Genomic DNA, 11,440 nt, shown 5'->3' with positions numbered 1-11,440 from the left:
CCAAGCCCGGAGCGGGGGCGGTATCCATGTCCGGGCCCGCCCGCCGGGCCGTGGCGGGTTCAGACCTCGACCAGGACCTGGGGCAGGGACTTGCGGACCAGGTCGGGGACCTCGCAGTCGTCGGCGGGGTAGCCGACCGGGATCACGGCGAACGCCTTCTCGTTCTCCGGGCGGCCCAGCACGTGGGACAGGAAGCGCATCGGACTCGGCGTGTGGATCAGTGCGGCCAGCCCCGACAGGTGTAGTGCGGTCAGGAGCATGCCCACCGCGATGCCGACCGACTCGTCCACGTAGTAGTGCTTGCGCCTCGCACCGTCGGGGCCGAGCCAGTAGCGCTGCTGGAAGACGACGACCAGGGCGGGGGCATCGGTGAGGTGGGTCTTGACCGCGTCCGTCCCGAGGGGGCGCAGGGCCGCCAGCCACTCGTCGCCGAGGCGACCGTCGTAGGAGATCTCCTCCTCCTGCTCGGCCGCGGCCCGGATCTGCCGGCGCACCGCCGGATCCTTGACCAGGACGAAGGTCCACGGCTGCTGGTGCGCCCCGGACGGCGCCGTCGCGGCGCAGGCGATGGCGTCGCGGACGACCTGCTCGGGCACCGGGTCGGAGGAGAACCGGCGTACGGTGCGCCGCTCGTCCATCCGGGTGCGCAACTCGGCGGCGCGCGCCAGCGATTCGCTGCTCGGCATCCGCTCGGGCCGGTACGCGACGGGCCGGTACGGCTCGCCGTGGGTCGGGGTCCACTGCTGGGCGGTAGGTGACATGGGGCGAGTGTGCCGAGCGGGGAACCGCACGGGCCAGGACCGCGTCCCGGTCGATTGTCCGTTGTGTGCCGACAGGGGGGTATTGGCGGTGACGAGCACCGGCCGTTTCCTGGACTGGGAAGGCTGTTTCAACGTCCGCGAGCTGGGAGGGCTGGGGGAGGTGGCGCCGGGCCGGGCGGTCCGCGCCGACGCCCTGGACCGGCTCACCGCCCGCGGCTGGACCGCACTGGCCGACCACGGGGTGCGCACCGTCGTCGACCTGCGCAACGACGGCGAGCCGGAGGCGGACCGCGCACCGCGCCCGGCCGGGCTGCGGACCGTCCGCATCCCGCTCGACGGGATCGAGGACCGGGAGTTCTGGGACCGGTGGTGGGGGCGTCCGGGTTTCGGCACCCCCGCCTGTTTCCGGCCTTTCCTGTCCCGCTTCCCCGAGCGCGTCGCCGCCGTCGCTGAGGCCGTCGCCGACGCCCCGCCCGGCGGTGTGGTCTTCCACTGCGGCCTGGGCCGCGACCGTACCGGCATCATCGCCCTCGTGCTGCTGCGCCTGATGGGCGCGGGCCCCGAGGAGATCGCCGACGACCACGGACTGAGCGAGCCCCGGGTGCGCGCGCTGTACGCCGCGCGGGGGCGCGCGTACGACAGCACCGAGGTCGAGGAGTACGTCGCCGGACTCGGGACGACCGTGCACCGGCTCGCCCTCGACGCCGCGCGGTGGCTGGACCCCGAGCCGTACCTGCGCGCGGGTGGCCTGAGCACGCCCTCGTTGCAGCGGTTGTGCCGGAGACTGGGGGGATGAGCGATACGCCGGTACGGCTCGCGCACACCTCGCAGTTGGTGGAGGCCGAGCTCGACGGGATCAGGGACCTGCTCCGCGAAGCCTTCGACGGGGACTTCGGCGCAGACGACTTCGAGCACGCGCTCGGCGGCATGCACGCCCTGGCGTACGGCCCGGGCGGGGAGCCCATCGCGCACGGCAGCGTCGTCCAGCGGCGGGTGCTGCACGCAGGGCGGGCGCTGCGCTGCGGATACGTCGAGGCCGTGGCCGTACGCCCCGGGGCGCGGCGGCGGGGCCTGGGCGGCGCCGTCATGGCGGAGCTGGAGCAGGTGATCGCCCGGGCGTACGTGCTCGGTGCCCTCTCCGCCTCCGACGAGGGGGCCGCGCTGTACGCGGGCCGCCGCTGGACGGTGTGGGCCGGGCGGATCGGGGCGCTCTCGCCCGACGGGCCGGTCCGCCTCGCCGAGGAGGAGGGCTCGACGTACGTGTGGACGCCCCGGGGCGGAGCCCTGCCGGACCCCGCCGAGGGACTGTGGTTCGACTGGCGGGACGGGGACGTGCTCTGACCGCCGGGCCGGCCCGCCCCGCCCCGTCCGAACGCCCGGTCCGGACCTAGCTGCCCGAGACGCTGGGGGCGCCGGTCTCGATGTGGCCGGTGTAGCGGCGCGACCAGGTGCCGTCGTTGTCCGCGAGGAAGGTGAAGTCGTACCAGCCGCCCGAGTACGCCACCGCGTTGAAGAAGTCCTCGCGGGAGGAGTTCGCCGGGACGGTGTACGTCCACGGGCCGTCCGTACGGTAGGCGTTGGCCCGGATGGTGAAGGTGACGGGCGCTGCGGAGGTGTTGGTCATCTTGAACCAGACGGCCGTCTTGCCGGTGCCCTTCTCGACCGCGAAGCGGGCCGCGACCTCGATCGCCCGGCCCGCCTTCGACGCGTCGCCGATGAAGCGGCGCAGGAAGCGGTTGGGCCCGTACATGGAGATGTCGTACGCGCCGAGGCCGTTGCCGAGGCCGATGTTGAAGTAGTCGGTGGCGGTGGTGCCCGGGTCGACCGTGTACTGCCAGGGCGTCGTGTCCCGGTGCTGGTGCGGGTGGATCGAGAAGTGCGCGGCCCGCTTGGCCTGCGCGCCCTGGTTGGCCATCGAGAACCAGGCGCGGATCTGGCCGGCCGGGCCGGACTCGAACCGGTCCAGGTTGCCGTTCACCTGGTACGGGAGGGCCCGCGCCGGCCGGGTCCCCGGCTCCTGCGAGGGCTGTGCGTTGTCCTGCGGGACCGGGTTGGGCAGCGGGCCGCAGGTCTGCTGGCCGATCACCTTCGCGGTCGCGGGCAGCCCGGAGGGGACCCCGTGGACCGGGCGGGCGAAGTCGAAGACGCCGGTGAGGTCGCCGGTCACCGTGCGGCGCCAGTCGCTGATGTTCGGGCAGAGGGCCGGGGTGCCCAGCGCGGTCGTCCACGTCTCCATGAAGCGCAGGACGGAGGTGTGGTCGAAGACCTCCGAGCTCACCCAGCCGCCGCGGGTCCACGGGGACACGACCAGCACAGGCACCCGGAAGCCGAGCCCGATCGGCACGCCGTCGAGGTACTCGCCCGGGGTCCCCGGCGGGGCCACGGGCGGCGCGACGTGGTCGAAGAAGCCGTCGTTCTCGTCGTAGTTGAGGAACAGCACGGTGGAGTCGAAGACCTCGGGGTCCGCCGCCAGCGCCCGGTAGACCAGGTCCAGGAAGTGCGCGCCGTCCCCGGGCGGGGCGTACGGGTGCTCGGAGAAGGCCTCGCTGGCAACGACCCAGGAGACCTGCGGCAGGGTGCCGGCGACGACGTCGGCGCGGAGGGTGGCGGCGATGTCGTCCGGGGTGGAGCCGGTGACCTTGGGGACGGAGCCCATGCCGCGGTCCCACAGCGGGTCGCCGGGCCGGGCGTCGGTGAACCGCTTGAAGTAGGCCAGACCGTTGTCCCCGTAGTTGTCCCGGGCGTTCTGGTAGACCTTCCAGCTCATGCCGGCCCGCTGGAGGGCCTCCGCGTAGGTCTCCCAGGTCAGGCCGGACTCCTCGCCGCCGTCCTTGCTGGACGCGTCGATCTTCCCGCTCCACAGGAAGGTGCGGTTCGGGCCGGTCGCGCTGAGCGCCGAACAGAAGTACGCGTCGCAGATCGTGTAGGCGTCGGCGAGGGCGTGGTGGAAGGGGATGTCGCCGCGGTCCAGGTAGCCCAGGGTGCGGACGTTGCCGACCCCGGTCACCCAGCCGTCCATCCGGCCCTTGTTCCAGGCGGCGTGCTGCGAGGTCCAACTGTGCGGGAGGTCCCCGTTGCACTGGGCTAGGGTCTCGCCGTCCACACCGCCGGCCGGCGGTGTGGCGCTGAGCTTCCACGGGTACTGGCGGCCGACCCAGTCGGGCTGGTTGAAGGTGCCCCAACCGCCCGGGATGTTGCCGGCCGAGCGGTCGCCGAACCCGCGGACCCCTTTCAGCCTGCCGAAGTAGTGGTCGAAGCTGCGGTTCTCCTGCATCAGGACCACCACGTGCTTCACATCGGTGATCGTGCCGGTCGCCGCGGCCGCGGCCGCGGCCGCCGTCGCCGGGACGGCCGCGGGCAGGGCCGCCCCGGCCACCAGCCCGGCGCCGATACCCACGAACCCTCTGCGGCTGATCGGTGTCACTGGCTCCTCGCCTCCAACTCCCGTGCCCCGTAGGCACGTCGACGGACAGGGTGGCGGCGGCCGCGCCAAAGGTCCACAGCCGTGCGGTCATCAGTCGGTGAACATCCGGGCGAGCGGTCTCAGCCGTCGAGACGGACCAGCATCTTGCCCGTGTTGTCCCCGTGCAGCACCCCCAGGAAGGCCCCCACCGTGCGCTCGATGCCCTGGACGACGGTGGTGTCCGTGCCGACGCGGCCGCTGCGCAGGTGCGGGACGACGAACTCCTCCAGCTCCTCCTGGAGATTGGTGTGGTGGCTGACCAATACCCCCTCGAGGCGCAACGACTTGTGCACCACCTCGAAGAGGTTGCGCGGTGCGGCGGGCGAGCGGTCCCCGTTGTACATGGAGATGGCGCCGACCCAGGCGATCCGCCCGAACTCGCGCAGCGAACCGATCGCGCCCTCCAGGTGCTCCCCACCCACGTTGTCCACATAGACGTCGATGCCGTCGGGCGCAGCCTTCGCCAGCTGCTCGCCGACCGGCCCGTCGTGGTAGTCGAAGGCCGCGTCGAAGCCGAGCACCTCGGTGAGGTGGCGGACCTTCGCCGCGGACCCCGCGCTTCCGATGATCCGGCGGGCGCCCATCAGCCGGGCGAGGTGTCCGACCGCGGTGCCGACGCCGCCCGCCGCGGCCGAGACGAAGAGGTCCTCGCCCGCGCGCAGGGCCGCGGTCCGGGTGAGGGCGGCGTACGCGGTGAGGCCGGTGCCGCCGAGGATGCTCAGGTACGCCTCCAGCGGGACCCCCTCGTACCGGCGCAGCAGGCGGGCGCCCTCGACGCCGAGGGTGACGAGCGCGTGGGTGCGCCAGCCCTGGCGGTGGAAGACCAGGTCGCCCTCGTGCAGCCCCGGGTCGCGGGAGGCGAGCACCCGGCCCACCGCGCGGCCCTCCAGCGGGGTGCCGAGCTCGAAGCCGCCCTCGCCGCCGTCCATCAGCCCGCGGTGGTAAGGGTCCACGGAGAGCAGCAGGTTCTGCACGAGGGCGGTGCCCGGGGCCGGCTCCGGGACCGCGGTGCGGACGAGCGTGAAGTCGGAGGCGGTGGGGAAGCCGGTGGGGCGGGCGGTCTGGTGCACGGCGTAAGCGGTGTTCTCGGTCATGGGAAGGACCGTAGGGAGGAATCCCGGGCCCGGGCAGAGGGTTGCGATCATGTAAGCCGCAGATCCATGAAACCTGCTCATACGACGAGGTGGGAGCCCCCATGACAGCAGCCGGACCGGCCGAACTCGCCCCGCGCGAACTGCGGGTCCTGGTCGCCGTCGCCGAGACCGGCGGCTTCTCCGCCGCCGCTGTGCGCCTCGGCCTCACCCAGTCGGCCGTCTCGCACTCGGTGCGCGGCAGCGAGGCGAAGCTCGGCGCGGTCCTCTTCGAGCGCGGGCGGGCCGGCGCCTCGCCCACCGCCGCGGGGGAGCGGGCCGTGGCCCTCGCCCGGCGGATCCTCCGGCTGTACGAGAGCCTCGGCTCCGAGGTGCGGGCGGCGGCGGGGACGGGCGGCGGCGTCGACCGCGGCGCCCTGCGGGGGGTGCTGCGCATCGCGGCCTTCCGCAGTGCGGCCCTGCACCTGCTGCCGCCCGCCCTGGACCGGCTCACGGCCCGGTACCCCGGCGTCCGCCCGGAGGTGAGGGTGGTGCGCGAGCTCGGCGCCGGCACCGCGGGGGAGGTGGCGGCCGGCCGCGCCGACCTGGCCGTCGCCACGCTGAACGCGGACGGCTCCGGGCTGCCACCGGGCCTGCTCGGCGGGGTGCTGGTGGAGGAGGCGTACGCCCTGGTCCATCCGGCGGGCCACGCGGACCCGAGGTCGCTGCCCCTGCTGGACTGGGACGAGAACTGCGGCTCGTACACCCGTGCGTGGTGGCGGGCCCAGGACTGGATCCCCTGCGCCACGGTCAAGGCGGAGGACGACGGGATGGTGCTCACCATGGTGGGGCGCGGGCTCGGCATGGCGATCATGCCGGAGCTGTCGCTGCGTGAGGCGGGCGACTCCGTCGGCATCACCGATCTGGGCCCGTCGAGGCCGGTGAGGCACGTGGGATACGTCACTGCCCCGGAATCCGCTGCCACTGTCGCCGTAAGGGCTCTGATCAGGGAACTCCGCTCCGAGAAGGTCTGAAACCGGATGCCCGAAGAGATCCTTTCGTGGGGGTGCGCGTCTCAGATAGTAGGAAGTCCGAGTAATTGCGGAGACATCCAGCGGGGCCTGCCCTAGCGTTGTAGGAGCCGAACGTCTCGCTGATCAGGCGAATGGCGGCCGACGACGCGCGCCCCCGGCAGGCAACCCCTGCGGCGCAGCGCTCCCGCCCTTTCCGGCGCCTTGAAGGAATCCCTCGTGCGGCCCCCTCATGCCGCGATCCCAAGGAGTCGATCACCATGACGAAGACCTCCCCCGCTTCCGTCCGCCGCGTCCGCCGCTCCACCACGGCCGACGCCGACCGCAAGAACGCCGCCGCCGCCCTGCAGCGCGCCCTCGACCGCCGCGACAACGGCGGCTCGGCCGGCCACTGAGGCGACCCCGGGCGGACCCGTCCGGGCGGGGCATATGGAGTCCACATGGTGGACGCAATATGTCTGAAGCTTGGGACAGGGAGTACGGTTCCGACATGTCGACCAGCATCAATCTCGCAGTGATCCCCGGTGATGGCATCGGCCAGGAAGTCGTGGCTCAGGGCCTCAAGGTCCTTACCGCGGTCCTGCCGCAGGATGTGAAGCTGGAGACCAAGGAGTACGACCTCGGCGCCCGCCGCTGGCACCGCACCGGTGAGACCCTCCCGGACGCGGAGCTGGAGGAGCTCAAGCGGCACGACGCGATCCTGCTCGGCGCCATCGGCGACCCGTCGGTGCCGTCCGGCGTGCTGGAGCGCGGCCTGCTGCTCAAACTCCGGTTCGCCTTCGACCACTTCATCAACCTGCGCCCCTCGAAGCTCTTCCCGAACACGGCCACCCCGCTCGCCGGCCGGCCGGAGATCGACTTCGTCGTGGTCCGCGAGGGCACCGAGGGCCCGTACACCGGCAACGGCGGCAGCCTGCGCACCGGCACCCCCGCCGAGGTGGCCACCGAGGTCAGCGTCAACACGGCGTACGGTGTCGAGCGCGTCGTCCGCGACGCCTTCGAGCGGGCCAACGCCCGCCCGCGCAAGAAACTGACGCTGGTGCACAAGAACAACGTCCTCGTGTACGCGGGCCACCTGTGGAAGAACACCTTCGACAAGGTCGCCCGGGAGTACCCCGCGGTCACCACCGACTACCTGCACGTCGACGCCGCGACGATCTTCTTCGTCACCCAGCCCGAGCGCTTCGACGTCATCGTCACGGACAACCTCTTCGGCGACATCCTCACCGACCTGGCCGCCGCCGTGACCGGCGGGATCGGCCTGGCCGCCTCCGGGAACATCAACCCGACCGGCGCCTTCCCGTCCATGTTCGAGCCCGTCCACGGCTCCGCCCCGGACATCGCCGGCACCGGCAAGGCCGACCCGACCGCGACGATCCTCTCCGTCGCCCTCCTGCTGCGCCACCTCGGCCACGAGGAACGGGCCGCCCGCATCGAGGACGCCGTCTCCGCCGATCTCGCGGAGCGCGACGGCACCTTCCGCACGACCGACCAGATCGGCGACGCGATCGCCGCACGAGTAGCCGGCTGACCCGGCAGCTCCACCCAGGAAGCCGCCGGGTCGCGCGACCGACGCACCCGGCGGCTTTTCCTGTGCGGCCCCGGGTGCCACCATCTCCCCTGGGCCGCACACTCCCCGCTTCACCGCGGACGGCTCGCGCGCGATAATCGAACGCGAGACCGCGGAATGCGGGGAAGCTCGGACGTCATGTACGCCGTGAGCGCGGTCCGCCATACACAACCGGTGAAGGACATGCACTCATGACGATGCCCACGATCGAGCTCAAGCCCTCCTCGAACCCGCTGTCCGACGCGGAGCGCGAAGCGATCCTGGCCGCCCCCGGCTTCGGCCGCCACTTCACCGACCACATGGTGACGATCAAGTGGACCGAGGGCCGTGGGTGGCACGACGCAGAGCTGGTCCCGTACGCCCCGCTGTCCATGGACCCGGCGAACATGACCCTGCACTACGCGCAGACGATCTTCGAGGGGCTCAAGGCCTACCGCCAGCCCGACGGCAGCGTCGCCACCTTCCGCCCGGAGGCCAACGCCGAGCGCTTCCAGGCCTCCGCCCGCCGCATGGCGATGCCGGAGCTGCCGACCGAGCTGTTCATCGAGGCCTGCGACGCGCTCATCAAGCAGGACAGCGCCTGGGTGCCCTCCTCCGGTGAGGCCTCCCTCTACCTGCGGCCGTTCATGTTCGCCACCGAGGTCGGCCTCGGCGTCCGCCCGGCCAACGAGTTCCTCTTCATGGTCATCGCCTCGCCCGCCGGCGCCTACTTCGCCGGCGGCGTCAAGCCCGTCTCCGTCTGGCTCTCCGAGGAGTACGTGCGCGCGGTCAAGGGCGGCACCGGCGCCGCCAAGACCGGCGGCAACTACGCCGCCTCCCTCGTCGCCCAGGCGCAGGCCGCCTCGCACGGCTGCGACCAGGTGGTCTGGCTGGACGCCGTCGAGCACCGCTGGGTCGAGGAAATGGGCGGCATGAACCTGTACTTCGTGTACGGCGACCGCATCGTCACCCCCGAGCTGACCGGTTCGCTGCTGCCGGGCATCACCCGCGACTCGCTCCTCGCCATCGCCCGCGACCTCGGCTACACGGCCGAGGAGGGGCGCATCTCCACCGAGGACTGGAAGCGCGACAACGAGAACGGCACCCTGACCGAGGTGTTCGCCTGCGGCACCGCCGCCGTCATCACACCGGTCGGATCCGTCAAGTCCGCGCGCGCCGACTGGACCCAGGGCGACGGCGAGCCCGGCGAGGTCACGATGAAGCTGCGCAAGGCCCTGCTGGACCTGCAGACGGGCCGCGCCGAGGACACCCACGGCTGGATGCACCCGCTCGGCTAGACCGCTGGCACGACCGCCCGCGAAGGGGCCCCGGCCGACCGGCCGGGGCCCCTTCGCGCGTCCGCCGCCCCGCGTCCGCCGGCCCCACCCGTACGGACCCGGCGGGCGTGCGGGGCGCGCGCCGCCGTGCGAGGTTGACGGTGCCTGCCGATCCGGCGCCGGGCACCGGCACGGGCGGCACGGGCACGCCCCCAACGGGGTGGATCTCTCGTGCGCCGGCCACCGGGGCCGGCGGAAAGGCGGGTCCCATGAAGCGGTTCGTTGCCTCCGGTCTGCTCTGCGCAGCCGTCGTCCTCGGCGCATCGGCATGCTCGAACAACGACACGACCCCGCAGGAAGAGGCCACGAAGGCCGCCGCCGAGCTGTGCACCAACCTGGTCCAGCTGAAGTCGGACAGCGCCGCGCTGAAGGCGCTGAATCCGGCGACGGCCACCAAGGACCAGATGCAGAAGGCCTACCAAGCCGTCCAGACGGACTGGAAGAACGTCAAGGAGAGCAAGCAGGCGATGAAGTCGGCCGAGCGGGAGGCCGTCCAGTCGGCTGCGGAGAACCTGAAGAAGGGCTACGAGGACCTGCCCGGCGACACCACGGGCAAGGACGCGCTGACCCAGCTCCAGCCGCAGATCCAGGCGTTGGACATGGCGGTCGGCGAGGCGGCCGACCGGCACGACTGCCGCTGACCGCAGCGGGCCCCGGGAGCTGTTCCCGGGGCCCGCGGTGTGCTCCGGGGCTCAGTCCCCGCGGCGCCGTCAGTCGGTGGCGAGCGTGATCCCCCGGGCCGGTGCGGCCGCCCGCGCGGTCCCGGACGCGGGGGTGGTCCGGAACGTCAACGCCGCGTAGGCCAGACCGCCGGCCAGCCCGGACAGGACGAAGCTGCAGTCCACGCCGCCGGTCAGGGCCAGCAGCGGGCCCTCGTACAGCGGCGTGGACACGGCGGCCGAGCCCACCAGCGCGCCCAGCGCCCAGGACGCCGTCGCGCGCAGGTTCCACCCGGCGCTGTACCAGTAGACGCCGCCGCGGGCCCGGCGGTTGAACACCTGGAGCGCGTCCGCGTCGTACACGCCGCGGCAGCGCACGTAGCCGATCAGGGTGATCACGGCCCAGGGGGTGCCGATCGCGGTGAGCAGCAGCACGAACGAGGTCATCGCGGACTGCACGTCCCATTCGAAGGAGCCGACGAAGACGAACGCGGTGGCGACGGCGGCGGCCACCAGCGTGGCCGTGGCGCGGGTGGCCCGGGGCACGATCGCGTCGAGGTCGAGGCCCATGGAGTAGAGCATCAGCCCGGCGTTGCCGACCGATCCGGCCGCGGCGGCGGCCAGCAGCGGCACCAGGTACCACAGGGGGGCCGCGGCGACCAGCGGTCCCGCGTAGTCGGCCCCGGCCCGGGCGGCGAGCGCGGTGTACGTGCCGAACAGCTGCGGTACGAGCAGGCCGACCAGCAGTCCCAGGCCGGTCGCCCGCAGGACCCTGCGGGGGCTGTGGGTGCGCGGGGAGATGTAGCGGGTGTAGTCGCCGAGCAGGGTGATGAAGGCGACGGGGCCGCTGAGCCCGGCGGCGACGGCGGCGAGCAGCCAGGTCGGCCAGAAGGAGCCGAGCAGGTAGGCGGTGTCCGGGGGTGCCGCGGTGGTGAACCCGGGGGCGTACGCGTACACGCCGACGGCCAGCAGGACCACCATGCCGATGGACAGCAGCTTGCTCATGCGCAGCAGCAGCCGGTAGCCGAAGACGGCCCCGACCACGGTGAACGCGGCGAGCACCCCGTACATCACGGCCCGGGTGAGGCCGGTGTCCGGGAGCCCGGTGAGCCGGGACAGGGTGCCGGCCATCACGTCCCCGCCGATCCACAGGGTCAGTGCGGTGTAGCCGAGGGCGAGGAGCAGGCCGACGACCGAGCCGACGAGCCGTCCGCGTACGCCGAACTGGGCGCCGCTGGAGGTGGACAGGTTGGTGGCGGTCCGCAGGGAGACCAGGGCCAGCGGGGCGGTGAAGGCGATTCCCACGAGCGTGCCGGTCACGACGGCGGTGACCGAGGGCCACAGGCCCAGCCCGAAGGACGGGGGCAGCCAGCCGAAGACGATCACGCCGAGGCAGAGGTTGGATCCGAGCAGGATCGAGACCAGGTCACGGGGACCGCTCGTGCGCTCTTCCTCGGGGATGGTGTCGACTCCGCGCTGTTCGATCGGCATGGGGACTCCCTTGCAGGGCGGCGGGACGGCGCAGCAATGGATGCGTGAATGTTTGAGCGACACTCAATGTGAACCAAGC

The 11,440-nt window shown here is 72.6% G+C and carries 11 protein-coding genes; 7 read left to right on the top strand and 4 right to left on the bottom strand.

Translation table 11 applies throughout. The features are described 5' to 3' along the window. Window positions 1-59: 59 nt before the first annotated feature. Complete coding sequence (locus tag ACSHWO_RS10630) at window positions 60-761, bottom strand: nitroreductase family protein (RefSeq protein ID WP_385846485.1); 702 nt, start codon at window positions 759-761, stop codon at window positions 60-62. A gap of 88 nt (window positions 762-849) precedes the next feature. Between ACSHWO_RS10630 and ACSHWO_RS10625 the strand changes: the two genes are divergently transcribed. Then, entirely contained in the window at window positions 850-1,557 is a 708-nt protein-coding gene (locus tag ACSHWO_RS10625) for a tyrosine-protein phosphatase (RefSeq protein WP_438311406.1), read from the top strand. Then, complete coding sequence (locus ACSHWO_RS10620) at window positions 1,554-2,102, top strand: GNAT family N-acetyltransferase (RefSeq protein ID WP_438311403.1); 549 nt, start codon at window positions 1,554-1,556, stop codon at window positions 2,100-2,102. Before ACSHWO_RS10625 ends, ACSHWO_RS10620 begins: the two co-directional genes overlap by 4 nt. A gap of 46 nt (window positions 2,103-2,148) precedes the next feature. Here the strand turns inward: ACSHWO_RS10620 and ACSHWO_RS10615 are convergent, their stop codons facing one another. Continuing rightward, window positions 2,149-4,185 carry a phosphocholine-specific phospholipase C gene (locus tag ACSHWO_RS10615; protein ID WP_438311401.1) on the bottom strand — a complete coding sequence of 679 codons (2,037 nt, stop codon included), beginning with the start codon at window positions 4,183-4,185 and terminating at the stop codon, window positions 2,149-2,151. 119 nt (window positions 4,186-4,304) lie between these two features. Then, the gene (locus ACSHWO_RS10610; protein WP_438311399.1) at window positions 4,305-5,318 is read right to left on the bottom strand and encodes an NADP-dependent oxidoreductase; all 1,014 of its coding nucleotides are present in this window, start codon (window positions 5,316-5,318) and stop codon (window positions 4,305-4,307) included. A 101-nt stretch (window positions 5,319-5,419) separates the two neighbouring features. Here ACSHWO_RS10610 and ACSHWO_RS10605 point away from each other — a divergent pair, with 101 nt between their 5' ends. From ACSHWO_RS10605 to ACSHWO_RS10585, 5 genes are all read left to right on the top strand, one after another. Beyond that, entirely contained in the window at window positions 5,420-6,328 is a 909-nt protein-coding gene (locus tag ACSHWO_RS10605; protein WP_438311396.1) for a LysR family transcriptional regulator, read from the top strand. A gap of 257 nt (window positions 6,329-6,585) precedes the next feature. After that, entirely contained in the window at window positions 6,586-6,720 is a 135-nt protein-coding gene (locus ACSHWO_RS10600; protein WP_361088629.1) for a hypothetical protein, read from the top strand. 95 nt (window positions 6,721-6,815) lie between these two features. Next, a complete protein-coding gene (locus tag ACSHWO_RS10595) occupies window positions 6,816-7,856 on the top strand; it encodes a 3-isopropylmalate dehydrogenase (protein ID WP_438311394.1) in 1,041 nt (346 codons plus the stop codon). A gap of 230 nt (window positions 7,857-8,086) precedes the next feature. After that, window positions 8,087-9,172, top strand: coding sequence for a branched-chain amino acid aminotransferase (locus tag ACSHWO_RS10590; protein WP_361088625.1), 1,086 nt, complete (start codon window positions 8,087-8,089; stop codon window positions 9,170-9,172). Between the two features lie 248 nt (window positions 9,173-9,420). Further along, complete coding sequence (locus tag ACSHWO_RS10585; RefSeq protein WP_385846516.1) at window positions 9,421-9,852, top strand: hypothetical protein; 432 nt, start codon at window positions 9,421-9,423, stop codon at window positions 9,850-9,852. Window positions 9,853-9,921: 69 nt separating this feature from the next. Here the strand turns inward: ACSHWO_RS10585 and ACSHWO_RS10580 are convergent, their stop codons facing one another. Then, window positions 9,922-11,361 (bottom strand): cytosine permease, encoded by a 1,440-nt coding sequence (locus ACSHWO_RS10580; RefSeq protein ID WP_438311392.1) that lies wholly within the window; start codon window positions 11,359-11,361, stop codon window positions 9,922-9,924. Between the last annotated feature and the right edge of the window lie 79 nt (window positions 11,362-11,440).

Source organism: Streptomyces pallidus (ex Mingjun et al. 2026), from assembly GCF_051550185.1.
GTDB lineage: Bacteria > Actinomycetota > Actinomycetes > Streptomycetales > Streptomycetaceae > Streptomyces.
Note: the sequence above shows the minus strand (reverse complement) of the source record. Positions and strands in the feature narration are given on the sequence as shown.